Annotated in this window: 26 protein-coding genes and 1 other RNA gene; 10 read left to right on the top strand and 17 right to left on the bottom strand. The window is 49.5% G+C overall.

Translation table 11 applies throughout. The annotated features are described in order from the left end of the window. The 4 genes from AQR02_RS07465 to AQR02_RS07450 all read right to left on the bottom strand — a co-directional run. A partial coding sequence (locus tag AQR02_RS07465) for an RsmB/NOP family class I SAM-dependent RNA methyltransferase (protein ID WP_245237193.1) occupies positions 1-1,052 on the bottom strand: 1,052 nt, incomplete at its 3' end. Positions 1,053-1,151: 99 nt separating this feature from the next. After that, positions 1,152-1,604 (bottom strand): DUF309 domain-containing protein, encoded by a 453-nt coding sequence (locus tag AQR02_RS07460; protein ID WP_054940041.1) that lies wholly within the window; start codon positions 1,602-1,604, stop codon positions 1,152-1,154. Continuing rightward, positions 1,594-2,406, bottom strand: a complete 813-nt coding sequence (gene yjbM / locus AQR02_RS07455; protein WP_054940040.1) for a GTP diphosphokinase — start codon at positions 2,404-2,406, stop codon at positions 1,594-1,596. Before yjbM ends, AQR02_RS07460 begins: the two co-directional genes overlap by 11 nt. Positions 2,407-2,434: 28 nt before the next feature. Beyond that, positions 2,435-3,529, bottom strand: a complete 1,095-nt coding sequence (locus AQR02_RS07450) for a quinone-dependent dihydroorotate dehydrogenase (RefSeq protein ID WP_054940039.1) — start codon at positions 3,527-3,529, stop codon at positions 2,435-2,437. Between the two features lie 211 nt (positions 3,530-3,740). Here AQR02_RS07450 and AQR02_RS32790 point away from each other — a divergent pair, with 211 nt between their 5' ends. Continuing rightward, complete coding sequence (locus AQR02_RS32790) at positions 3,741-3,878, top strand: hypothetical protein (protein WP_167347608.1); 138 nt, start codon at positions 3,741-3,743, stop codon at positions 3,876-3,878. Here AQR02_RS32790 and AQR02_RS07445 read toward each other — a convergent pair. The 3 genes from AQR02_RS07445 to AQR02_RS07435 all read right to left on the bottom strand — a co-directional run bounded on the left by AQR02_RS07445 (position 3,875) and on the right by AQR02_RS07435 (position 7,190). Further along, positions 3,875-5,263, bottom strand: a complete 1,389-nt coding sequence (locus tag AQR02_RS07445) for a L,D-transpeptidase (protein WP_245237191.1) — start codon at positions 5,261-5,263, stop codon at positions 3,875-3,877. The two genes, AQR02_RS32790 and AQR02_RS07445, sit on opposite strands and share 4 nt — an antisense overlap. 232 nt (positions 5,264-5,495) lie before the next feature. Further along, positions 5,496-5,738: a ferredoxin gene (locus AQR02_RS07440; protein WP_054940037.1), complete on the bottom strand. Its 243-nt coding sequence runs from the start codon at positions 5,736-5,738 to the stop codon at positions 5,496-5,498. Between the two features lie 159 nt (positions 5,739-5,897). After that, positions 5,898-7,190 (bottom strand): DNA polymerase IV, encoded by a 1,293-nt coding sequence (locus AQR02_RS07435; protein ID WP_054940036.1) that lies wholly within the window; start codon positions 7,188-7,190, stop codon positions 5,898-5,900. A 290-nt stretch (positions 7,191-7,480) separates the two neighbouring features. Here AQR02_RS07435 and cimA point away from each other — a divergent pair, with 290 nt between their 5' ends. Beyond that, positions 7,481-9,100, top strand: a complete 1,620-nt coding sequence (cimA, locus tag AQR02_RS07430; protein ID WP_054940035.1) for a citramalate synthase — start codon at positions 7,481-7,483, stop codon at positions 9,098-9,100. Positions 9,101-9,195: 95 nt separating this feature from the next. Here cimA and AQR02_RS07425 read toward each other — a convergent pair whose 3' ends face one another. Next, positions 9,196-9,762 carry a TlpA family protein disulfide reductase gene (locus tag AQR02_RS07425; RefSeq protein WP_054940034.1) on the bottom strand — a complete coding sequence of 189 codons (567 nt, stop codon included), beginning with the start codon at positions 9,760-9,762 and terminating at the stop codon, positions 9,196-9,198. 137 nt (positions 9,763-9,899) lie between these two features. On the opposite strand from AQR02_RS07425, the gene AQR02_RS07420 reads away from it, so the two are divergent. Continuing rightward, entirely contained in the window at positions 9,900-10,376 is a 477-nt protein-coding gene (locus AQR02_RS07420) for a Mov34/MPN/PAD-1 family protein (RefSeq protein WP_054940033.1), read from the top strand. On the opposite strand, the gene AQR02_RS07415 is transcribed toward AQR02_RS07420, so the two are convergent. Genes AQR02_RS07415 through AQR02_RS07405 form a run of 3 tightly spaced genes read right to left on the bottom strand, consistent with a single transcriptional unit; the run spans position 10,358 to position 13,606 of the window. Continuing rightward, positions 10,358-11,107 carry an exonuclease domain-containing protein gene (locus tag AQR02_RS07415; protein ID WP_054940032.1) on the bottom strand — a complete coding sequence of 250 codons (750 nt, stop codon included), beginning with the start codon at positions 11,105-11,107 and terminating at the stop codon, positions 10,358-10,360. The two genes, AQR02_RS07420 and AQR02_RS07415, sit on opposite strands and share 19 nt — an antisense overlap. Continuing rightward, positions 11,104-12,177, bottom strand: a complete 1,074-nt coding sequence (locus AQR02_RS07410; RefSeq protein ID WP_054942025.1) for a DUF294 nucleotidyltransferase-like domain-containing protein — start codon at positions 12,175-12,177, stop codon at positions 11,104-11,106. The genes AQR02_RS07415 and AQR02_RS07410 overlap by 4 nt, the downstream gene beginning before the upstream one ends. Positions 12,178-12,217: 40 nt before the next feature. Further along, entirely contained in the window at positions 12,218-13,606 is a 1,389-nt protein-coding gene (locus AQR02_RS07405; RefSeq protein WP_054940031.1) for an ammonium transporter, read from the bottom strand. Positions 13,607-14,268: 662 nt separating this feature from the next. On the opposite strand from AQR02_RS07405, the gene AQR02_RS07400 reads away from it, so the two are divergent. Beyond that, positions 14,269-14,700 carry a MerR family transcriptional regulator gene (locus AQR02_RS07400; protein WP_054940030.1) on the top strand — a complete coding sequence of 144 codons (432 nt, stop codon included), beginning with the start codon at positions 14,269-14,271 and terminating at the stop codon, positions 14,698-14,700. A 34-nt stretch (positions 14,701-14,734) separates the two neighbouring features. Next, positions 14,735-15,409 (top strand): zinc metallopeptidase, encoded by a 675-nt coding sequence (locus AQR02_RS07395; protein ID WP_054940029.1) that lies wholly within the window; start codon positions 14,735-14,737, stop codon positions 15,407-15,409. A 49-nt stretch (positions 15,410-15,458) separates the two neighbouring features. Here the strand turns inward: AQR02_RS07395 and gltC are convergent, their stop codons facing one another. Further along, a complete protein-coding gene (gene gltC / locus AQR02_RS07390) occupies positions 15,459-16,373 on the bottom strand; it encodes a glutamate biosynthesis transcriptional regulator GltC (protein ID WP_054940028.1) in 915 nt (304 codons plus the stop codon). A gap of 14 nt (positions 16,374-16,387) precedes the next feature. Beyond that, the gene (locus AQR02_RS07385; protein WP_054940027.1) at positions 16,388-17,014 is read right to left on the bottom strand and encodes a rhomboid family intramembrane serine protease; all 627 of its coding nucleotides are present in this window, start codon (positions 17,012-17,014) and stop codon (positions 16,388-16,390) included. Positions 17,015-17,125: 111 nt separating this feature from the next. Here AQR02_RS07385 and tpx point away from each other — a divergent pair, with 111 nt between their 5' ends. Then, positions 17,126-17,644, top strand: a complete 519-nt coding sequence (gene tpx / locus AQR02_RS07380) for a thiol peroxidase (protein WP_054940026.1) — start codon at positions 17,126-17,128, stop codon at positions 17,642-17,644. 175 nt (positions 17,645-17,819) lie between these two features. Here tpx and AQR02_RS07375 read toward each other — a convergent pair whose 3' ends face one another. The 3 genes from AQR02_RS07375 to AQR02_RS07370 form a co-directional block, all read right to left on the bottom strand. Further along, a complete protein-coding gene (locus AQR02_RS07375) occupies positions 17,820-18,209 on the bottom strand; it encodes a DUF1499 domain-containing protein (protein WP_054940025.1) in 390 nt (129 codons plus the stop codon). A 204-nt stretch (positions 18,210-18,413) separates the two neighbouring features. After that, positions 18,414-18,606, bottom strand: a non-coding RNA gene (gene ssrS / locus AQR02_RS31115) — 6S RNA. A 103-nt stretch (positions 18,607-18,709) separates the two neighbouring features. Then, a complete protein-coding gene (locus AQR02_RS07370; RefSeq protein ID WP_054940024.1) occupies positions 18,710-19,555 on the bottom strand; it encodes a YesL family protein in 846 nt (281 codons plus the stop codon). 176 nt (positions 19,556-19,731) lie between these two features. Between AQR02_RS07370 and AQR02_RS07365 the strand changes: the two genes are divergently transcribed. Beyond that, positions 19,732-19,830: a hypothetical protein gene (locus tag AQR02_RS07365; protein WP_054940023.1), complete on the top strand. Its 99-nt coding sequence runs from the start codon at positions 19,732-19,734 to the stop codon at positions 19,828-19,830. 101 nt (positions 19,831-19,931) lie between these two features. Here AQR02_RS07365 and cshA read toward each other — a convergent pair whose 3' ends face one another. Next, positions 19,932-21,599: a degradosome RNA helicase CshA gene (gene cshA / locus AQR02_RS07360; protein ID WP_054940022.1), complete on the bottom strand. Its 1,668-nt coding sequence runs from the start codon at positions 21,597-21,599 to the stop codon at positions 19,932-19,934. Positions 21,600-21,913: 314 nt separating this feature from the next. Between cshA and AQR02_RS07355 the strand changes: the two genes are divergently transcribed. The 3 genes from AQR02_RS07355 (at position 21,914) to AQR02_RS07345 (ending at position 24,575) form a co-directional block, all read left to right on the top strand. Further along, the gene (locus tag AQR02_RS07355; protein ID WP_108721982.1) at positions 21,914-22,747 is read left to right on the top strand and encodes a YitT family protein; all 834 of its coding nucleotides are present in this window, start codon (positions 21,914-21,916) and stop codon (positions 22,745-22,747) included. A 168-nt stretch (positions 22,748-22,915) separates the two neighbouring features. Next, positions 22,916-23,104, top strand: coding sequence for a hypothetical protein (locus AQR02_RS07350; protein ID WP_187388763.1), 189 nt, complete (start codon positions 22,916-22,918; stop codon positions 23,102-23,104). A gap of 241 nt (positions 23,105-23,345) precedes the next feature. Then, positions 23,346-24,575 (top strand): putative glycoside hydrolase, encoded by a 1,230-nt coding sequence (locus tag AQR02_RS07345; RefSeq protein WP_054940021.1) that lies wholly within the window; start codon positions 23,346-23,348, stop codon positions 24,573-24,575. The last annotated feature ends 122 nt before the right edge of the window (positions 24,576-24,697 follow it).

Below are 24,697 nucleotides of genomic sequence, written 5' to 3'. Positions count from 1 at the left end.
CGCCGCCTTTGCCGGAAGCGCGTCCGCCTTTGCCTCCGCGTCCGCCATCCCCTCTGCCGCCTGCCAACTTTGGCCGCCATCGGAGCCTTCGCCCCCTTGCTGTGCACGGAAACCGGGAGCGCGGTGTCCGCGATCCCGGCATCTCCCTGCGCAGCAGAGCTTCCGTCATGGCGGAGCACCGCCATGAAATGGCCCTCGCCCTTGACCTTATGCGGCCACAGCCGCGCGGCCTCGGGCAATTCACCGAGGCCCGGCGAGAAGCTGCCGGTCCCCCCAGCCGGAACCGCCGTAAACTGCGGATGGCTGGCGAGAAACTCCAGAATGGACCCCTCATTCTCCTCGGGAGCAAAGGTGCAAGTCGAATAGACTATCGTTCCGCCCGGGGTTAGTGCTTCCGCGGCCGAGCGAAGAATATCCCGCTGCATATCGGCATACTTCCGGGGTGTTCCCGGCTCCCACTGCTTCACCATATCCTCGTCTTTGCGGAACATGCCCTCGCCGGAGCAAGGAGCATCGATCAGAATCCGGTCGAAAAAACCCGGAAAAGCTGCGGCAATCCGTTCCGGGCTCTCGTTCAGCACAATGCCGTTTCTGACGCCGTACAGCTCCAGATTTTTGGCCAGCGCCTTGGTCCGCTCCGGGTGAAGATCGTTACTGATGAGCAGCCCTTGGCCCTGCAGCTTGGCGGCAATCTGAGTAGATTTACCGCCTGGAGCGGCACACAGATCGAGTACACGGTCGCCAGGCTGTACATTAAGCAGCTCAACCGGTGCCATGGCGCTCGGTTCCTGTATGTAATATAACCCGGCATGGTAATAGGGATGTTTGCCCGGTCTTGTCCCCTCTTCCGTATAGAATCCTGTTGGACACCAGGGAATGGGCTGAAGCGCAAACGGCGAGCGCTCCAGCAGCTCCTGGACCGTAATCTTCAGTGTATTGACACGGATTCCTCCATAAGGTGTTTCCTTATAGGTGTCCGCAAATTGCTCATATTCCGATCCCAGCAGCTCCTTCATGCGTTCCGTGAAAGTGCTGGGCAGTTGTCCCGCCATGTTGCCGTCCTCCTGCTGTGTTACCTGAATTTAGGGAAATAATAGTTCAAGGAACACCCCTGCGGGGTGTTCCTGATGATGTAGCGTTATCACAGCATCTTATTTACGATGCGCTTTGTCCGGCCGCTGCGGCCCGCGCCGCTGGGGCTGATTCGGCGTAATGCCAGCAGCAGCCAGCTTTACTTCTTCAGCCAGTGTCGGATCAAGAATGTCGATCGTCAGATCGTAATACGGAAAAGGATGAGCTGCATACGCCTTCAGTTGTTCTGCGTAGGCCTCTACTTCCCTCACCAGCTTGGCAAGATCGATACCCAAGGAATCAGCAGGATAGGTTCCAAGCACTTCATGTGCCCGGTCCATCATAATCGCTGCACCGCGTACATTGTTATTCCGGAAATGATACAGCCCCACTGCTACCTGTAGAAGGGCTTTATACAAAGGATTGCGTTCGTGCGCCAGCCACAGCTCTTCAAGCACCTCATGACATTCAAAATAATCTCTGTCACGGTTGAAGTAGACCAGGTAAGCCAGGTAAAGCGGTTCATAAGCCATCCGGCAGACTGTCCTTCTTCGCACTTGAGAGCAGCTCCCGCACATGGTCCAGCAGCTCTTTCATGGCTTCCATATCCTGCGCCTGCCAGATCACGTTGAACCGCTCCTGGCTTTCAATCGCCTCATTCACCAGATGGTAGAAATACAATTGATGAATCGCCTTGAGTACTTGTGTGGTCATATTCGAATTTTCCTCGAACGTCTTTTGTGCTTCCAGAATTTCCTCACGGATGCTGGACATTTCACTATCCAGGATCGATGCGGCCTCCGCAGCTGTTTTCAGGCGTATCCGCATTTCATCCGGCAGGCTTTCGCGGTATTTATAGTTCAGGGAATGTTCGATCGTTGCCCAGAAATTCATCGCGAGTGTACGGATTTGAATTTCGGCAAGTACAATCTTTTGTCCCAGAGCGGTTTGTACAGGATATTTAATAATCATATGGAAGCTGCGGTAGCCGCTTTCCTTATAATTTGTGATGTAATCTTTCTCATACAGCACTTCAAGATCTTTGCGGGCGCGGATATATTCCGCCACTCTGCGGATATCTTCAACGAACTGGCACATAATCCGTATGCCGGCGATATCTTCAATGCCCGTTTCCAGATCCTCCATCTTCACATTCAGCCGCTGGGCCTTCTCCAGGATGCTTGACAGCCGTTTTACGCGTCCTGTTACGAACTCAATCGGCGTATATTCTTCCCTTTTCTTAAGCTCCGAGCGCATTGTTTTAAATTTAACCTTAAGTTCCTCCACAGTCTGTTCATATGGAAGCAAAAAAGTTCCCCAGTCCCTGCCGTCCATCGCCTTCGTCCTCCTGTCCATTCATCCTTCAGTGATGATCGGCGCCCACCGCTTCTAGGATATGAGAGAATCCGTCCCGCCGCAGCAGCTTCCTGAGTCCGGCATGCAGTCTGCGGTTAACCTCCGGTCCTTCATAGATGAGAGCCGTATAAATTTCAACCAGGCTTGCACCCGCCCGGATTTTGTCATAAGCATCCTGGCTGCTAAAAATCCCGCCCGAGCCAATGATTGGCAGCTTCCCGCCGGTCTGGCGGTAAATACTGCGGATAATATCTGTAGAACGGTCTCTCAGCGGCTTGCCGCTAAGCCCTCCTGTTTCTCCAGCTTTCTCACTGATCAGTCCTTCACGGCTAAGTGTCGTGTTGGTAGCAATTACGCCATCTACTCCCGCCTCCGAAAGCGTATGTACCATGAATTCCAATTCACTGTCGCTGACGTCCGGAGCAATTTTGACCAGCAGGCTTTTAGCTATGCCGCTCTTATTCCGCTGGATAGCCATTTCTTCCTTGACCTCGGCCAGCAGCTTCGACAGCTCGCTTCCATGCTGAAGACTGCGCAAATCCGGTGTATTCGGAGAGCTGATATTGACCACAAAAAAATCACCGTACGGATATAACGTACGGATACACTTGCGGTAATCCTCATGCGCCGTTTCATTCGGAGTGGCTTTGTTGCGTCCGATGTTGACTGCTACCGGTATCCTACGTTTCTTAAGTACCTTAAGCCGTTCCGCCATAGCCTCCGCACCTTCATTATTGAAGCCCATCCGGTTGATGAGCGCTTCGTCCGGAAGAAGACGGAACAGACGCGGACTGTCATTGCCGGGCTGCCCTTTCGGAGTTACCGTACCAACCTCCATGAAACCGAAGCCGATTGAAGAGAACCCGCCCACCGCCTCGGCGTTTTTGTCCAGTCCCGCTGCCAGTCCCACCGGAGTGGGAAAATGCAGGCCGAACAGGTCTACTGCCATATCCGCGGTTTCAGGGACACCGTACATCAAACGCATGGCCGCGCTGCCGCCCGGAACCAGTGCCGATTTGTTTAATCCGCCTATGACGAGATGATGTGCCTTCTCCGGGTCCATTTTAAAGAAAATAGGTTTGCCAAAATGTCGATACAGCACCGTTCTCGCTCCTTCAAGGGATCACTCGATTCGTCCTCCGACTCCCCGTTTCTGTTAGTATTCTTCTTAATTTTATCCGTTTCCGGGGGAAAAGAAAAGTTTTTTGGGTTGCGGAGTTTCCGGGCTGAAGTGGAGAGTATAGTAATTTTCTCCTAAACCCATTACAATGTAAGGGTAATCACCGATCAACAGAGAAAGAAGGATGGCAATTATGTCAACTAAACGTAAACCTCCAACACTTCAACAGAAGAAAGAAGAAGTGAACCGCAAAGCAATCCTGTGGATTAGCGCAAGTCTGGTCTTGCTGGTGCTTCTTATCATTGTTCTATTTATTGTAGCAGGCAATTAATTCAGCCAGTGGTAGACTTTGTTGGGGTTGGTCTGATTTCGAGGTGCTCCAGAGGGGAAACGGCCCTCCGGAACCAGCAGCTCCTCAGGCAAAACCCCTTTACTAATCTGCACCTTCGTTCCCCTGGGTACAAGTGCGAATAACTCCTCCACATCCTTACGGCTCATGCGGATACAGCCCAGCGACTCATCCTTGCCGATGCTTTCGGGTTCACTCGTGCCATGGATCGCATAATTGCTGTCCGAGAGCTGCATGCCCCGGCTGCCAAACTCCCCGTTATCCCGGCCATTCGGATTAACCACCTTATCTGTAATTGTAAAAGTACCTTCAGGAGTCTTATCACCGCCCAGCCCTACCGCATAGTTCCGCAGAATAACCGAGCCGCTGGTAACTGCCAGACGGTGATTTTGTTTATCCACAATAATACTAAGGGCTCCGGTGAAAAAAGGCATCTCCTGCGCCGTTTCTCCTGCTGCCCCAGCTCCGCCTCCTGTCCCGGCTCCTGCTTGCGCTTCATTATTCACTTCTCCGTCAGCTCTGCCCGCCTGCTGTTTGGACAAGAAATCAGCTGCCGAAGCACGCAGTGAGGCGAACTTCTCCTTCATCAGCGGTGTAGCCGTACCAAGCCAATTGTCGGGAAAAGCACCTGTCAGCTCTTTTAAGGATTGAGGCAGATTCCCTTTGCTGCTCTTATAAGCGCGCATTGCGCTCCATAATACTGCTAACTGCTCCTGCTGCTCCTGCCACCGTGCCGCCTGCTTCTGCAGCTCCCCGGATTCCGGCGGCTGACATTCACAACGGGCCTGATCATAGGATTGGTAGACGGTGCGCCCATTTTCATTCTTCACCACAGTTGCAGTAAGCGGCAGCTTCTTTTTCCATACAAGCCATTTCCCCGAACGCTCCATCCCCAGGATGGCAGTCATTACCGGACTCTTGCTCTGCACAATACCCGCAAAGGCTTGGCTAGCGGCGCCTGCATCTCCGGCAAGGGCTGTAAAAGCCAGCTTTGGCGGTTGATCACTCTGCTCTTCCTCTGTAACCGTCTCCTGGGCATCAGCAGCCAGCTGTGCAGGAACGTCCTTTCCATCATCCAGCAGGGATTCCAGAGTGATCCCGGAGTCTGCTTCGGGCGATACCGCCGGAGGCAGGAACAATAACAGCAACAGTACGAGAGCCACCAGTGTCCTGCGCTTCCTCAGCTTGGACTGATGACGTTCATGCGCCACTTTCAGCAGCCCATCCTCATATTCGCGCAGCATATCTGACGGGACCTTGCTGTGTTCAAAAGCCTCATATACTTCTCCTGCCTGATTGAAGCAGTAATTAGCTTTCCCCTGCTGGCCGTTCTTATAGTATTCCTTACCAAGCAAGTACCATGCCATCTTGTTATCAGGATGCATTTGGACATATGCCTTAAGATGCTGCGAATTTTTCATCGGGGCCTCCGCGGGTGATTGATTCATATATTCCTTATATCGGCCAGTTCATCAAAAAAAGACATCCCAGCCGAATTTTTGCCGGCGAAGAGATGTCTTTATGCAAATATAAGGATCAAATATAAGCTTAGGCCTTATATCTGATCCTTATGCTGTGAAGAACTAACCGCTTAGAAGATTAACCTTCTTTGTTGAAAGGTGCATCCGCAATTTTAATGGAATCCGTTGGGCATCCGTCGGCCGAATCCTGAAGATCATCGAACAGATCATCCGGAATCGCTGTGCATCCGCGGTTGCTGTCATTCTCATAAATCACTTCTGCCAAACCTTCGTCATCGTAATCAAAAATATCAGGAGCCGTTGCGCCACACGCACCGCAAGCGATGCAAGTGTCTTTTTCGACCCAAGTGTACTTAGCCATTTTATCTCTGCCTCCCGTTAAACAATACAGCCTGCAGTAGCAGCCTGTTATTTCAATCATATTAATATAAATAGAATACAATTTCAATGAATTTTCAACACGTTTACACAATTGCCGCATAATCAGCGGGTTGTTTTCCTATACCCGGATAGGATGGATTCAGGCTTGATCCGGATCTACACCCTGCAGATTGTCCTTCTGCAGCGAGGTGCCCCGCTCCTTATGATTGCGGAGGCGGGCTGAATGGCTGTCACTTAGCATCCCCGCGGTGAGAACGGCATTTTCTCCAAATTTATTGCGCAGCATGTCCATGGTTTTATTCAAGGATTCCTTTTTCGGCTGACGTTCATAATCGAACAAATCCAGCTGGATCACCGACTCCTCTTTGGCCGTAAGACCTTGCAGGGTTACACCCAGCAGCCGCACAGGCTTCCCGTTGTTCCAGTGGCGGGCAAACTGCTCGCATACCGCCTTATAGATATCTTCAGCGCTTTCGGTGGGAGCCTCAAGCTGGCGGGATCGGGTGATAGTCTTCATATCGGGTGTACGGATCGTGAGCTGCACTCCCGCAGCGACCAAGCCTTGCTTCCTTAACCGGCGGGCCACCTGGTCGCTGAGGTTGAGCAGAATCGGCCTGGCTTCGGCCAGCCCGACCACATCTCTGGGCAGTGTCGTCGTATGGCCGATCGACTTGCTCTGTTCCCTTTCCGGATTCACTATGCCATGATCAATACCGTTCCCCGCCCGCTTCAGCCAGGAGCCCATGACACCAAAATGATCTACCAGAACCTTCTCGTCGGCTGCCGCCAGCTGGCCTATAGTGTAGATACCTAGTTTACGCAGCTTCTCAGCCGTTTTCCCGCCGATACCGAACATTTCCCCGCATGGCTTGTTCCATAGAATCTCCGGCACATCACGCAGGCGCAGGACCGTGATACCTTTAGGCTTTTTCAGATCCGATGCGATCTTAGCCAGCAGCTTGTTAGGGGCTATACCAATAGAGCAGGGAAGCCCGAGCTCCTCCATAATCCGCCGCTGAATGGCTTCAGCAATCTCCAGAGGTGTACCAAATTGCCGTGAACCGGTGATGTCCAGGTAACATTCATCAATCGAAACTGCTTCAAGCAGCGGAGTATAGCTATAGGCAATCTGCATAAATGCATTGGAGTATTTGCGGTACAGGTTAAAGTCCGGTTTAATCAAAATTAATGAGGGATAAATCCGCAAAGCTTTCTGTACCTGCATACCTGTAGAGATTCCATACTTCCGCGCCGCATATGAACAGGTGACGATTATCCCTCTGCGCAGCTCCACACTGCCTGCTACTGCCGTCGGTTTGCCTTTATATTGAGCAGGATCTTCCGCCTCATGCACAGAGCAGTAAAAAGCGTTCATATCCACATGCAGAATAACCCTGCCGCTCGTCGGATAATACTGATCCACGTTCTGCACAATATCTACCTTCTTATCTTCATGGTTCCATTGTTAAATTCAGCATACCTCTTTCGCCGACGGGAGGTCAACCAAGCAGCACCCTCCTGTAAAGTTCTTTGTTACATTCCCGCGTAAAAATGCTATAATATAAAAATTATTTACCCTATACGTATGCTTCCGATCTTAGTTTCGGACGAAACCGTTCCTCAGAAGCCATGCTCACAAAACTTAAGTGTATGCTTTCGAAGCCAGTTATGCACAATGCTGTTCTTTGAAGCCATGCTCACAAAACTTTTAGGAGGACTCTTATGTCTAAGTCCATTTCCATCTTCGATACGACACTGCGCGACGGCACCCAAGGCGAGGGCATCAGTCTGTCGGCAGATGACAAGCTGAAGATTGCTAAGAAACTCGATGATCTGGGTGTGCATTATATTGAAGGTGGCATCCCGGGAAGCAATAATAAAGACATTGAGTTTTTCAAAAGAGTCAAGGAACTGTACCTGAATGCCAAAATCACCGCATTCGGCAGCACTCGCCGCAAAAACTCCCTTGCTGAGCATGATGAGAATCTGCAAAGAATGATCGACGCCGGAGTGCCTGCGGCTACTCTAGTCGGAAAGTCATGGGATTTTCATGTGCATACCGCACTGCAGACGACCTTAGAAGAGAATCTTGCCATGATCGGTGATTCCATTGCCTATCTCAAACATAAAGGCCTCGAGGTCATCTTCGATGCTGAGCATTTCTTCGACGGTTTCAAGAACAATCCGGAGTATGCCTCCGCTGTGCTTGCCAAGGCCCGGGAAGCCGGAGCAGACTGGCTCGTGATGTGCGATACAAACGGCGGCACACTCCCTAATGAAGTTTATGACATCGTGTCGGCAATGTCGGGGCAACTGTCCGGCGCACCACTTGGCATCCACACCCATAACGACTGCGAACTTGCAGTTGCCAATGCACTCAGTGCAATTAGTGCCGGCGCCCGCCAGGTGCAGGGTACTATTAACGGCTATGGTGAACGCTGCGGCAATGCCAACTTATGCTCTATTATTCCAACACTTCAACTTAAAATGGGTTATCACTGCATCCCTGGGGATTCACTCCCGCAGCTGACCAACACCGCCAGATATATCAGCGAAGTAGCCAACGTAAATATGCCGGTGAATCAGCCATACGTCGGAACCGCCGCTTTTGCCCATAAAGGGGGCATTCATGTCTCCGCCATCCTGCGTGATTCACGTACTTACGAGCATATTGCACCGGAATTGGTCGGCAATAAACAGCGTGTACTTGTCTCTGAGCTTGCTGGCCAGAGTAATGTCCTGTCCAAAGCGCTGGATATGGGGCTAAGCCTCGATCCTACCAGCGAGCAGGCCCGCAAGGTCATTGACAAGATCAAAGACCTGGAGCATCAGGGTTATCAATTCGAAGGTGCAGATGCCTCGCTTGAGCTGCTGCTGCGGGAAGCCACCGGGGAGCTTAATGAGCTGTTCACTTTCGAATCCTTCAAAATGCTTGTTGAAAAAAATGCCGGCCAGCCTGTTGTCTCCGAGGCCTTTGTTAAACTCCGTGTAGCCGGAGAGAGTCTGTATACAGCAGCTGAAGGCAATGGACCTGTCAATGCACTCGATAATGCATTGCGCAAAGCGCTGCAGACCTATTTCCCTCAGCTCGATGAAATGCATCTCTCCGACTACAAGGTGCGGGTACTTGATGAGCAGGATCAGACCGCCGCGAAGGTGCGTGTCTTGATTGAATCCAAAGACTTCAATCATACATGGAGCACAGTTGGGGTATCCAGCAATGTGATTGAAGCGAGCTGGGAAGCTTTGGTTGACAGTATGCGTTACGCTCTTCTTGGACAGATCTCGCTGGAAAATCAGCAAAAGAACAACAATGAACCTAAGGGATTAGTTAACCACTAAATTCAATTTCTCTGATCAGGCATAACCCCACCAAAAAGCCCCCTTGCAGACAGGATATCCTGTACGCAAAGGGGCTTTAGACAAATTCCCGTACACTATGAGCCGGTGAGTGAGATAATCTTCTTTTCCAGCTCCTCAGCTGTCAAGGTGCCAAGCACGAATTCAGCAATCACACCATTTTTGTCAATCAGCACATTGGTTGGAAACACCTGGCCCTGATATTTGTCGAACACTTTACCTTTAGTATCAAACATCACCGGAAAAGCCAGCATATATTTCCTGATGAACCGTTCCGCGTTCGGCTTATAATCCTGGCTGGTTACGTTGATTCCGTAAATATCCAGAACATCCTTATATTTAAGCGCCATTTTATTCAGTTCAGGCGCTTCCAGCTGGCAGGGTTCGCACCATGAAGCCCAGAAGTTCACAATAAGCGCCTTCTGTCTGGGACCGCCCACTTTATACACATTCCCGCTGCTATCCTCCAGAGAGAACGCAGGCGCTGCCAGACCTGCACCTGCACCGCTTGCGGACGCAGACGACTGCTGCTGAATGACGGCAACCGTCTCCGGTTCCTTCTTAAAACGGTGCTCTATTGCAAGCACAACCAGAAATACAATCAGGGCCACAACCGTTAGATTTCGTTTATTAACAGCTCTCATCAGTATGTCTGTTCCTTTACAAATGGGATGGGTTGCTTCTATTGTACCCTCGATGCAGGCAGTTTCAAACCATTTGTAAAATAAAAAAAGAGGATCCCGTCCAAGACGGAATCCTATGAAGAGAGAGGGGTAAATACTTGACAGCATACCAGGGAACAACCCCGCCGATAAGGCTGGATTCCTCCGTGCAGCTCATGCTGGGGAAGCACTTGCTGACCTGCTTTCCGCATGAAGCATGCGGATTACTGCTGGGCACTGCCGCAGCGGGGGGCATGCTCATCAGCAGCTATGTGCCGATGAGCAACGTAGCGCCTGACCCGCTGCATGCATTTGTTCCCGATCCTCGGGAATGGGTAAAAGGGCTCTACAGCGACCCGGCTCCCATTGGCCTGTTCCATTCCCATCCAAGCTCACCGCCCTGGCCATCCTCTGCCGACCTGCAGGGTCTGGCTTCCTTGAGTCCGCACTTCAAAGTTTATCTGATCGGCTCCCCCGGCAAAGATGACCCAGCGGTTCCGGTACTAAATGGGTTCATTATTGACCGGCAGCGAGAAAACGACGGCAGTCTAAGCCGGCAATTACTCCATACCGAACTCTACGCTCTGCTTAAGTAAGCATAAAGATCTCCCAGCGTCTCCACCTGGCGTTTCTGCGAAATTTCCCGGAGATAGGACACCCATAGACGGGCAGTCATTTTGGCATCTTCCAGAGCGTTATGCCGCCCTTCAATAGGGATTTCATGAACCGCAAGCAGCTCATCCAAGGTATAATTGCTGCGGTGCGGCTCCAGCCAGCGGGCCAGCATCATCGTGTCCAGTACCCTGTGGGTAAGCTGTACCTTTGAGGTTTTCCACAATGCAGCGTTTAAAAAAGCTTTGTCATGCGCACTTCCATGTGCCACCAGCACACGCTGGCCTACAAACGACATGAAATTATGAAGGCCGTCGATCAATGAAGGCGCTGATGATGTCATCTCCTCGGAAATTCCCGTAAGTTTTGTAATATTGTCCGGTATCGCCGCCCCACAATTCACAAGTGTGTAGAAGCACTCATCTTCCTTGATTTCTTCACCGACCACCCGGATTGCTCCAAAGGACATAATTTCATCGCCGTGCTGATGAGAGAACCCGGTAGTTTCCAGATCGAATATGACCGTCTCCAGTTCGGAAAGCGGGGTATGCAGTACTTCAGGTCGCCGCTTCTCGCGCATGAGTGATCGGATAAAGGCCATCTGCTGCGCGGTTTGCTGTGCCGATTCCCCGCCTCTCATTGATGCAATGGCGGAGGGCATTCCGCCTTGCCTCAGATTATTCCAGAATCCTCCGCCTTTGTTTGGCTCCTTCATGACTGCCTCCTTTCCGCTGACCGGAGCTGACGCTGCAGAGCCCTGTGTAAGCGTCTGACCAGCAGCAGACTTTCACGCAGCTCGGACAGGAGCTGCTTATTCTTCAAGGCATTTCCAGAAATATAATCACTGCTCGACAGGATGCCATCCCGTTCAATGAAAGGTGTGTTTACACGCATCCGCAACGCCGTCAAAAAAGCCCGCCGGATATCTTCAAGATGCTCGTATTTGTCCAGCTCACTAAGCTTTTCTATCTTTTCGAGTGTGGAACTGGCCTCAATTCCATGCAGAAGTGCTAAATGTCTGACAATATTGACGAGCGGGATATAGACTCCATATTTAATATCAAATCCGCCGGCATTATCGCCGAAACGTTCTGTGAGAACCTGTCCAAGCAGGTTAAGCGTTGCTTTGTGACGGACGGTATTGCGCAGAACAGCCGTCGTCAATTTCTCATTGTCCGCAAAGCCGGCATGAAAGGCTTCCCTCCATTCAGCCGACAGTTCAGCACTTCCCGCTACATGTCTCATATCAGAAGCGATAATAAGATAACGGATAGGTTCCCATTCCAGATGGCTCATCCAGCTCTGCAGCTGTACTTTCCATTCCGGCAGTGTCTTGCTCCATAGCGGCTCAGAGCACATTACCTTTCCGTCACATTTTTCAAAGCCCACTGCTTCAAGCACATCGGACAACATCCCGCCAAAAGCGGTGAAATAACGATTCTTAACGTCATCCGGTTCTCCTTCTACAATTAAGCCGTTGTCCTGGTCGCTCCAGAGCGTAGCTTCCTGTCTGCCAGCGCTGCCAAATACAATAAAGGAATAGGCGCAGGGAGGCAGGCCGTAGCCCGCCTCCTTCATCTGCGCCTCACAAATGTTTACCGCCGTCTTAGCGATCAGATCGTGCATCGCGTTGACACGGACCATCCATTCCTCAATTGGAATAATGTTCAACTGCTCCAGAAGTACTTGCTGGCAGGCCGTGCGCCTGCCCTTAAGTTCCTGCGGCGAACCGGCCGTTACGATGGACAAGTATCGCTTATCTTCCTTCCAATCTGTCGACTCCATCGAAGCCAATCGGTCCGCCTCCAGTCGGTAAAGTTACTATCTATTTTTGGGTTTTGGAATCCGATTCAGCAATCAGTTTCATTTGTTCAGGATAACCATACGTACCATGCTCACTGATATCCAGTCCCATCAATTCTTCCTCTTCAGTAACACGTAGGCCATTAACCATCTTGATTACATACAGGATGATGAAAGACATTACAGCTACAAATACAAAGGTACCAGCTACACCGAGTACTTGCACTCCCAATTGATGAACGCCGCCTCCATAGAATAAACCTTCTTTACCAATCCCAACAGTTTCAACAAGTTCAGGAGTTGCGAACAAACCTGTGGAAATCGCACCCCAAATCCCAGCAATACCGTGTACGGAGAAAGCATAGATCGGATCATCAAGACCCGCACGTTCCAGCCATTGTGAAGTCATGAAGGTAAAAGCACCAGCTACAAAACCGATGAGAATTGCTGCCCAAGGATCAACGAACGCACAGGCACCTGTAATAGCAACCAGCGCAGCCAGTACACCGTTCAGCATTGCAGGAATATCAGATTTACCAAAGTACAACCACGAAGCAATCAGTGCAGCCAGACCGCCTGCAGCTGCTGCCAGGTTAGTGGTCAACGCAACGTGTCCGAAGAATCCGCCCATAGGGGACAATGCACTACCTGGGTTAAAGCCGAACCATCCGAACCACAGAATGATCACACCCAGCACCGTGAACACTTGGTTATGTCCAGGGATAATGACCGGCTTACCTTCTTTATTGAACTTGCCAAGACGAGGTTTAAGCAGAATTGTTGCAACTACAGCCGCCGTTGCACCTGTAAGGTGGACAACTGTGGAACCTGCATAGTCTTGCATACCCAGTTCTGCCAACCAGCCGCCGCCCCAAACCCAATGGGCAACAACCGGGTAGATAACTACCGAGAACAAAATGCCGAATATAATGTAGACGCTGAGCTTAGCACGTTCCGCCATACCACCGGACACGATAGCCAGGGAAACTGCGGCAAACGCCATTTGGAACAGGAATTTAACGTTCAAGGTTACATCAGAGAAAGCCAGGGATTCAAATGACGATGCGGTTGATTCACCGCCGTAGAAGAAACCCGTTGTTCCGAAGAAGCCGTTACCGTTACCGAAGCCAAGACCAAAACCGAAGGCCCAGAAACATAAGCTTGCAATTGCCAGTGTCAGTACCGTTTTACCGGCAACGTGACCGGCGTTCTTCATCCGGACCGAACCTGCTTCAAGCATTGCAAACCCAGCCTGCATAAAGAATACTAAGATAAATGCCAGAAAAGTAAACGCCGTATCCAGACCGATCTGTAAATCCGGTGTTGCCGGTCCCTCAGCAGCAAAGGCACTGACAGGATAGATCATCAGCGTGATCATGGCCAGAAACATCATCAACATCTTTTTCTTCATCTTAACCCCACTCCCCAATGTTATATTTTCTAACAAAGCGTGAAACTCTTAATGTCATTATAATCAGAAGTCAGGTAAATTGACAAGACTATTTTTTTGAATGCATTTAAATTATTTAGAACGATGATGAATTCCACACTATTTAACCGTATTCACACAGAATTGCTGTTGAATGAAGGCTTTTCGCTAATCCATAGGCCATTTTTCTGCAAACGGATTCAGACGCTGCATCTTCTTTAATGTATTTTTATTAACTCTTCGGCTTAAACATGCTCCATCATGTTAAATAAACTAATCCTTCCCTCTAATAAAGCAAATAACCAATATGAATATCGACAAGCACCCTTTTTATAATGACAATCGCGTCAAAAATGAATACCATCAATAAACATCACATTACATGTTAGATTAAAACTTGTATGCCTCCATATCTTCCCTTTACCCTCCAACTCATACGGGGGGGCCATCGGCATCCTAGCAGAAATCCTATCGTTATATTCTCAGCAGTATGTATTCAGCTCCTTCTGCATATACATAAAGTAAGTATGACGTTTGACTGTACGGTTCGTCATTTGGTATCATTTAATATAGAACTATTAGTAAAAAATTATCGCTCATTCAAGCAGAATGATTTCGCAAACGAGGTGAAATAGCATGGGGATATGATCCTATACCGGATTGGAGAACTGGCAAAGGCAGCTAATATAAGTGAACGAACCATCGATTACTATACGAAGCTGGGGCTTATCGTTCCAGAATCGAGAAGCATGAAGAATTACCGGCTGTACAACCATGAAACTTTAATCGCATTAGAACGTATTAACCAACTAAAGCAAGAGAAATATACATTGGTAGAAATTAAATCCATGATGAACAAATGGAATTCGGCCACTCCTGAAACTGACGTTTCAGACAAACTTGCCCTGCTGGAGCTTCAGATGCAGCGTTTGGAACGCGAAGTAAAAGCACTGGAACCGATGATCAGCGGATTAAAGCCAGTTCAAGCCAAACGTGCACTTGCCGCTCTGATTCCGCAAGGTGTTGCCTGCATGGAAGCGATTCGGCTTCTGCTGACACAGGGGCCGCCAATGTAAACTAACTCACTTACATTACTTGGAGGAATGAAAGATGGCTTTAATGTATCTATTAGTAATTGTTGCTTTTCTATTTTCGTTGTGGGCCCAGTTCAGAGTGAAGGGCAATTTTAATAAATGGGCTAAAGTGGCCAACATGAACGGCTTAACCGGATACGAAGCAGCACGGCGTATGCTTGATGCCAACGGTCTGCACGACGTTCCCATTGAACCGGTCCGCGGAACATTGTCCGACCATTATGACCCGATCCACCGGGTTGTCCGGCTCTCCGAGGCAGTCTATTACGAGAGCTCTATCGCAGCTGTCTCCGTGGCCTGCCACGAGATCGGTCATGCCATCCAGCATAAAGAACGTTATCCGATGCTGGCACTCCGCCACCGGATGTTCCCGGTCGTGAATTTCGCTTCCGGTGTAGCCCCATTCATGCTGCTGGCGGGCTTCCTGTTCAGCTCCATGAATCTGGTAGGTCTGGGTATAATCTTCTTCTCAGCCGCTGTAGCGTTCCAGCTTGTGACGCTTCCGGTTGAATTTAACGCTAGCAGCCGGGCCCGCCAGATTATGGTAGAACAGGGCTTCATCCGAAACGAGGAAGAACGAGGCGTCGCCAAGGTTCTGAATGCAGCCGCCTTGACTTATGTTGCCGCCGCTTTGGTCTCACTGCTCGAGCTCCTGCGCTTGATCATGATGTTCCTTGGCAACCGCGACTAAACCTAATTTCGGCTTTCTCACATAATTGAACAAACAATACCCCGGAAGGCTATGAGCCAACCGGGGTATTGTTGTTTTTGTCCTTGAAATAGGTAAGCAGGAAGGTACGGAAGGATCTGGCCACCAGCGGCAGCTTACCCTCACTGCGGTGAATGATACCTACAGTACGGGTTATAGTCGGCTCTACCACCCTAACCTGGGCAGGCTGCATCGGGTTCGTCTGATAGAGCGCCGTTTCCGGAAGCAGGCTTACCCCCATTCCCGCGGCCACCAAACCACGGATCGTGTCCGTCTCTCCGCCCTCAAAGGCGATCTGCGGTTTGAATCCAGCCTGAACACAGGCTTGCCATACGATCGGCCTTAAGGAATACCCTTGGCTGAACAAGACGAATTTCTCCTCACGCAGCTGTTCCAGGCGGATCACAGCCTCCCCCGCAAGCGGGTGATGCTGCGGCAGAATCGCGAACAACTCCTCGGTCATCACGATATCTCCGGCGACATGACCATCATTTTCCGGAAAGGGAGATATGAACGCCAAATCTACCTCACCTGAGATCACATCTTTGATCAAAGAAGAGTATGTCCCTTGTTTGAAGCGGAATCTGACATTAGGATATAGGCGCCGGAATTCCGCTACAATAGAAGGAATTAGATGAGTGCCAAGGCTGTGCGGAAAACCGATGCGGATTTCGCCAAGCTCGGGGTCTAAAAATTCATGCACCTCAGCCACCGAGCGCTCCAAATCCTTCAGCAGCGACTCTACCCGTTTGCAAAAAAGTTGCCCTACCGGAGTGAGCTGCAGATTTCGGCCCTTTTGCATAAACAAGTCTACCCCGAGCTCCTGCTCCAGCTGGTGAATCTGGCGGCTTACCGCTGATTGGGCTACATGCAGCTCTTCTGCCGCTCTGGTGACATGTTCTTTTTGGGCAACCTTCAAAAAGTACTGCAGCTGTCTTAGCTCCACTTCCCCACCCTCTCCTATCTTCTTCGTCTTTTGAAAATACGGATAATCAGACCATACAGGAAAAATCCGGCCACCAATCCGCCCAAATGGGCGATCCAATTAATATTTGGCGTAGCAAATGACATAATAATCCCCACGACTAACAGCCCGTACAGCGTTTTACGCGAGCCTTCATCCATCATTCCCCGCTGAATCGCGGCAATATATAAAAACGCACCATAGACAGCATAAATCGCCCCTGAAGCGCCGACAGAAACTGTGGCCGTGTACGGTTCAGGCGTGCCGCCGAGAGCAACCGAAAGAATATTAGCCAGAAAACCGCCGATCACATAGAGGATTGCATACCGCCACCAGCCCAGCAGGCGCTCCAGCGGAGGCGCAAACACCAGCAGTGAGAAGCTGTTAAAGAACAAATGGGCAAAGCCGTTATGCAAAAAGATCGCAGCAAAATATCGCCACAGCTCTTCCTTCTCCGGACCGTTGTCCACAACAGCCCCATACTTCACTAGTGTATCCAGGTTGGTTGAACCGCCGTTCAGTGACACTATGACGAACATCAGTACATTTGCCAACAACAGAATAACCGTTACTGGATAATACCGCAGATAGCTTTTCCAATTCTCATAACGTATAAATATCATAGCACCCATCCTTTATGTATGTTGTCCGGTTGGACTTTAACCTTCTAAAAAGATTATAATTTATTCTGGCAGTAACAATCCAATAATGCAATTCAAGGAGGAAACAAGGACATGACGCAAGAAAGAACAGGCGTAGCTACATTCAAAGGCAACCCGATCACTCTCGTAGGCCCTAAGCTGCAGGCCGGAGATGCCGCACCGGATTTCGTGGTAAGCAAGAACCTGCTGGAGGATAGCTCCCTCAGTGATTACGCCGGCAAAATTAAGCTGATTAGCGTTGTACCTTCCCTGGATACAGGCGTATGCGATGCCCAGACCCGCCGCTTCAACAGCGAAGCCGCAGAGCTCGGTGACGATGTGGTCATCCTCACCATCAGCACAGACCTGCCGTTCGCCCAAGCCCGCTGGTGCGGCGCTGCCGGCATTGACCGGGTTATTACCCTCTCGGATCACAAAGAAGCTGCATTCGGACAAGCTTACGGTGTGCTGATCAAGGAATTCCGCCTGGATATGCGCTCCATCTTCGTCGTGGACAAAAACGACAAATTAACTTACGTGGAGTACCTGAGTGAGATGGCCGAGCATCCTAATTATGAAGCTGCCATCGCTGCCGTGAAGGAATTACTGTAATCACCTCAGCGATCATTTTGACACATAACCATACTGTTATCTATAAAAAAAGCGGCAGAAGGTCATCCTTCTCCCGCTTTTTGCTATAGGCAACCTTATTTATTATTGTTTTTTGTACAGTCTCAGCATTTTCCGAAACCGCATACAATCCTGAACAACGAAGACCGGTCTGAACTTATTCGGTCTTGTATTTGCCCAGCTTCTTATCAAGCGACTCGAAGAGACGCTGAATGACACGGTAATTGGCACCCAGATCACCAAGCGATCCTCTGGAGGCAGAGTACATATCCACACCACAACGCACCGGCGAGGTGTTCAGGACCGATACGGTAATATCCAGTGTACGGCCGAATGCCGTTCTTTTCTCCAGGGTAATCTCCCCTACAGACTGCACTTCATGAAGTACCTTGAAACCAGGAACCTTCTTCAGCGTTGACGATACTTCATCCCACGCCTTGTCTTTAGAAAGATTGTAATAACGTGTCTTTAAGGCCGGGTCTTTTGCACGGTCGCTTGTTCCGTCATGACTGCGAAATAAACCGACCAAGGTTCTTTTGAGCGACAAAATTTTTCCCCCTCTTCAAATCCCAAGTTCATTATTATCAGTGTAACATTCTTATCACAGGAACAAAAGAGCATAGCTCACTTTCCTGACCTTCTATGTAGTAAGAGCAGCACACATACCCTCTCAAAGAAGCAAAAACCTCAAACAAAAAGGTACCCCGTCCCCGCGGATAAGCGGGATACAGGGCACCTTGTCAAAATCAGTAGAAAACCCGCTTATGCCGTCCGGCTACAGTGTCTTCTGAACCTGCTATAGCAGGTGGGTGACCGCAGAAGTCGTTTTTGAATTCCCCAAGTCGTATAGACAGGGCTGTTCAGCCGCGCTTCGTAATAAGTCTCCCAAGACATTATCATTGGTTCAAAACAACGAGCAACCGTAACGTACATCGCAGGATTTATATCTATTATATTGCGTTTTGACGAAAAAGTAAACCTGTATGCGCTTTAATTAACACTGGAATAATATTCTCGTCTCTTTTGCCGATGAATGTTTAGAACATGTTAAATCCGCTTTGGCTCTTTATCAGCGTCATTAACATCGTCCATATCCTCATCGTCATCTTCATCATCGTCGTTCATGAGCCGTTCCGCTGCTTCTCTTTCCGCAGCCTCTTGAGCCTCCAGCTCCTCCTGCTTCTTCTTCTCCACCTGCAGCTGCAGTTTGTTATACGTGGCGTAGAAGTTGAAGAAGGCGAACATAGCGATTAATGTAGGAATACATATCGCGTATAATACCGGGTACCGCAGACCTATATAAACAAGCACTGCTGCACCGATTAGCGTAGAGAACACTCGGATCGGCCGGGCGATCGTCAACAGTACAGAGTTAGTCACTACTTCTTTGAAGGTCATTTGATAATGAACAACAATAGAGAAGAAATTAAACATGGAGACGAACAAAATAATCATCAGCACCAACATCAGGATCCCTACGATCTTGAAGTTGGCCATTTGCGTCATGTATACGGTCACATCGACGTACATCACAACAAACAGCACGGTATAGATGAGTCCCCCAAGCATGCTCTTGAAATAATTCTCTTTGTACCCCTGAAAAAAAGTGCGGAACGTGCTGACATCCGTATTACCCATAACCCACTTGCGCACAACTGTGAACAGGGCTGCCGTAGCAGGAAACACAGTGAACGGGGCCAGAATACCCAGCGTCCAGTTCAGTGTAATCTGTTCATTCGGCCCACCTGCACCCGAACCTAGCATAATCATTTTCATAACTGCCATAAACAGAAATGGAATCGAACATAACGCCCATAAAATATTACTGAAAGCGATCCGTGAAATCCATTCCGTGAGGCGGTATAAACCGCCCATAGCTCCCTTAAACTCCAATTCCCTTCCTCCTGTCTGTCTCGCGCATACTGCGTATCTTAACTATACCTTTTTGCCCGGAACTTTTCCAGCGCCCAATCCCAGGAATCTGGGTTAGAGTCTAAGCATCCCGTCCGATTCGTCCATATATTAGGATCGTAACCTTAAATCCACCCTATTCTAAGGAGGTTGACCTCATGTCCTCACCTGCCGGCTACGGCCTCTGGACTTCTACTGGCACTATTCTCGTTTTATTTATTCTGCTCGTCATCATCACCCGTACTTTTGTAGTCTAACAACTGGAGTTTCTTACACTTCTCTTCATATCCGCACAAAAAAGAAGACGAGAACCGCTAAACGGTCTCTCGTCTTCTTCTGTATTGCCAAAGCCTACTGCTTAGATATCGTAATCTTCGCGTTTAGCTGGACGTGCACTTGTGCTGCTTGGACGTGACTGTGGCTTGCGGTCTGCGCTGCGACCTGCATCATCACGGTTGCCCTTGTAGCCGCCGGTGCTGCTATTGCCGCCGTAGCCGCTGCTGTATCCACCGCGGGTGCTGCTGCCGGTGCTGCTGCTGTTGCTGTCACGGTTACCTTTATAACCGCCGCCATAGCTGCTGCCGCCGTCACGGTTGCCGCGGTATCCGCCGCTGCTGCCGGTTCCGGAGCCGGTACGGTTGCCGCCATAGCCGCCGCTAGGTTTGCGTCCGCTGCGGATATCGTTCTTGCCGCCGCGGCGTTTAGCACGGATCGGATCTTCCGGAGTCAATTCGACCTGTGCATCCTTACTGTCGCCGGTAAGCAGCTTCATTGCTGCAGAGAGCAATTGTACAGAATCATATTGTTCCAGGAGCTGAATGGCGATGCCTTTATATTCGTTAAGTTCTCCAGCTTCAACCATTGCAAGCAGGCGTTCTGCTGTAATGCGTTGTTTACCTTCAATGGCTTCAGCCATTGTCGGCAGCGGTTTACGGGTGATCCGGTGACGAGTAACACGCTCAATCAGATGCAGGTGATCCATTTCGCGTGGTGTCACGAAGGACCATGCTGTACCTTCTTTACCCGCGCGGCCGGTACGGCCGATACGGTGTACATAGCTTTCCGGATCCTGCGGAAGGTCAAAGTTGATAACATGCGTTACGCCGGATACGTCGAGTCCACGTGCTGCTACGTCAGTAGCTACCAGAACGTCGATGCTGCCATCACGGAACTTGCGCATTACCGCATCACGCTGGTTCTGGGACAAGTCACCATGCAAACCGTCAGCGGAGTAACCGCGTTTCTGCAAACCTTCAGCCAGTTCGTCAACCCGGCGCTTGGTACGGCCGAAGACGATTGCCAGATCAGGGGATTCCATATCAATCAGACGGCTTAGTGCTTCAAATTTCTGGCGTTCAGGCACTTCAATGTAAGCCTGATCGATCAGCGGTGCACTGATCTGCTTAGGAATTACGGAAACATGCTGCGGGTTCTTCAGGAACTGCTGGGCAAGGCGTTGAATGTTGGGAGGCATTGTAGCTGAGAACAGCATGGTTTGACGTTCTTCCGGAACAAGCTTGAGGATGGATTGGATATCTTCCATGAAGCCCATATCCAGCATTTCATCAGCTTCATCCAGTACGATGGTCTGAACATCATCCAGACGGATGGTCTTACGGTTGATGTGGTCAAGCAGACGGCCTGGCGTACCAATAATAATTTGCGGTTTTTTCTTCAGTCCGCGGATTTGACGGCCGATATCCTGTCCGCCGTAAATTGCCAGCGAACGAAGTCCTTTGAAGCGGGTCAGTTTGCCGATTTCTTCTGCAACCTGAATGGCCAGCTCACGGGTAGGTGTCATAATAAGCGCCAGGATCTTTTCATCTTCACGGGCGATTTTGGAAATAAGGGGAATACCAAAAGCAGCTGTTTTACCAGTACCCGTCTGGGCCTGACCGATCATGTCTGCTCCTGTCAGTGCGATGGGAATCGCCTGCTCCTGAATCGGTGTTGCTTCCTCAAATCCTAGCTCTGTGATTGCTTGTAGCACTTTTGGCTCCAAGCCGAATTCTGCGAATGTTTTCAAATTATTCATGCTCCTTCTATACAGTGGACATTCCACATGCTTGTCTGTATTCTTAAGTAGCGGTAAACACATTTATAGGCTGTCCAATCATGCCGTAATTTCTGCATGGTTTACACGTATTGGGACGAAAAGATGTCCTAAGATCAGGTCTCTAAAGGCCTGAACAATTGTAGCTTCACATCCGAAGCAATGCAAAAATACCATTGTAACGTTCTACTCAAGAATATCCTATACATTATATCACAAACCCAATTAGGAATACCAGTGTATTCCTTTCTTTCATTACTTACATTAGAAGTCAGAGGTGAACATGCTTGTTAAGACTAAGACAAATCGGGAATTACCTTGCCGTCATCTTCGGTTCTGCGATGATTGCATGCGGCTTTAATCTGTTTTTGGTGCCCCACCGGCTGCTCAGCGGCGGGGTTTCCGGACTGGCTATGTTAGTGGGATATTTCACACCGTTTAACATCAGTCTGATGTATCTGCTCTTCAATGTGCCGCTGCTCGTTGCCGGCTGGTTTCAGTTGGGACGCAGATTCATTATCCTGAGCATTCTGTCCGTAGTTACTACTACCTGGCTGATGGCGCTGATTCCGACTGTGACTGTAGCTTCGGATATGCTGCTGGCTTCCGTTTTCGGGGGGGTGCTTGTAGGCGTTGGTGCGGGTATCTCCTTCCGTATGGGCGGTTCCTCCGGCGGATTTGATATCCTCGGTTCGATCATTACCCGTTATCGCGACTTTCCAATCGGGAGCGTACTGGTTGGATTGAATGGTCTCGTTATTTTGGCCGCAGCTTATTTTGACAACAACTGGAACCTGGCGCTTGCTTCCATGGTTTCTATCTATGTCAGCGGCAAAGTTGTAGACCTGATCCATGTCAGCCATATCAAGGTCACTGTATATATTGTAACAACACGGACCGATGAGCTTCTTCAGCAGCTTCTCCCGCTGCAGCGCGGCGTGACCAAGATCAAAACAGAAGGTGCTTATTCTCATGTTGAACGGGATATGCTAATGACAGTGACAACACGTTACGAACTCGCAGAGCTCAGACGTATCATTAAAACCAGCGATCCCCAGGCCTTCGTGAATATCGTGGAAACGGTAGGTGTCATGGGTTCATTCCGTAAAAGATCAAATTGAAAGAAATGCGCATACTTTAAAATTGTGATATATTAGACTCACGCAGGACCTAACAATTTCATGAAGATTGTGCTTTACCCTCTTTTTTCCAGGCACTTCGCTTTACGGATGTACCCTGAATTTAAAGTTCAGTACCATTCGAAAAAGGAAAGGGTGATTTTTGTGGAAATGGAAACGGTAAAACTGTCAGCAATCGTCATGAGGTGGTATCCTGACATGATGCCCTTTCTCAAGCAGAACGAACTGAATTCCGTAATCGTGCTGCGCGACGGTCTAAGTATTCTGGAACCGGCGGATGCCATGGATATCATCCATTACAGCATTTGCGAGCATCAGAATCCTGCGTATCTTCAATAAGCAAAACCGCTTGATGGCAAGTCTTTATAGTTGCCGCTTTGAGTCCGGCCCCGTGCCGCTCTGAGCGGCATTTACTTTTTCATATGAGGGTTTAGAATCTGTGCATCCCGTTTAAAAACACAGGGAACGGTAAATTTTACTGAAGCCAAAAATTACAGGGATTGTTACAAGTCTGTTCTTTTTGAAAGCAGCCGTTCCATTATACTTTAAAGGAATGTACATAAAGGGAGAGAAAAACAAAATGAACATCACCTGGGCATTACTCATGATGGCTCTGGGGAGTGTTGGCGTCCAGCATAACGGGCACGACACCGATGTGGCAGCCGCCCTGCAGTCCGCTGTCAATCCACCCATTACCGCGGAGCACACCGGATCACCTTCACAGAACACCACTGGCGGCACTTCATCACCTGCTCCTACTCCAAGCGCTACACCGGGAGCTGCGGACAGCGCAATTCAAGCTGACCCTCAGCCGGACGCCCCAAAAGTTAAAGGTATCTATGTAACAGCTTACAGCGCCGGAGGCTCCCGTATGGAACAGCTGCTGGCCCTGCTTGACAACACTGAGCTGAATTCCATGGTCATCGACATTAAGGACGATGCCGGATATATCACATATAAAACGGATAACGCCGAGCTTCAGCAAATGGGCAAACCCCAGAACTTCATCGGAGACATCAACAAGCTTATGACACGTTTGAAAAAACATGAAGTATATCCGATAGCGCGGATCGTTGTGTTCAAAGATTCTGTACTGGCTAAGAAAAACCCGGAATTATCATTTATAAATACTGACGGTAGTGTCTGGAAGAACAAAGGCGGAGACAGTTTCGTGAATCCGTATAATGAAGCGGTATGGAAATACAACGTGGACATCGCTAAGGAAGCGGTCAAACTCGGCTTTAAAGAAATACAATTTGACTATGTACGCTTCCCTGAGGGCTTCGAAAAACGAGCGGATACTCTGAAATACACGAAGAGTAATAGACCTCGCGTCGAGATTATTGCTGATTTCGTTAAATATGCCAAAGCAGAGCTTGCTCCGCTTGGAGTCAGAGTATCCGTTGATATTTTCGGTTATGCGGCGTCTGTACCCGCTGCGGAAGGAATTGGCCAGGATTTCGTGAAGATCTCCAAGAATGTGGATGTGATCAGCCCGATGGTGTATCCAAGCCACTATTCCACCGGCTGGTTTGATGTAAAAGATCCGGATAAAGATCCGTACGCCACAATCAAGGGCTCCATGGTGGATACGCATAAGAAGCTCGACCCGCTAGGCAGCTACAAACCGGTTATCCGGCCTTGGATTCAGGATTTTACCGCCAGCTGGCTGGGAAGCGGTCATTATGTGAAATACGGCAAACAACAGGTTGAAGACCAGATTCGTGCACTTAAGGATGAGAACGTGGATGAATACCTGCTCTGGAATGCCAACAACCGTTATACCTCAGGTGTAGATTACGAACAATAAAGCATTCAGCCATTATTCAGCAATCATTATAACCACTTAACAATTCAATTTATTGATAAAAGACCCGGCGTCTGCCGGGTCTTTTACTGGGGATATAGATCATTTCAAACTATAGATAACGA

The organism is Paenibacillus ihuae (assembly GCF_001368795.1).
Classification (GTDB): Bacteria; Bacillota; Bacilli; order Paenibacillales; family Paenibacillaceae; genus Paenibacillus_AQ; species Paenibacillus_AQ ihuae.
Note: the sequence above shows the minus strand (reverse complement) of the source record. Positions and strands in the feature narration are given on the sequence as shown.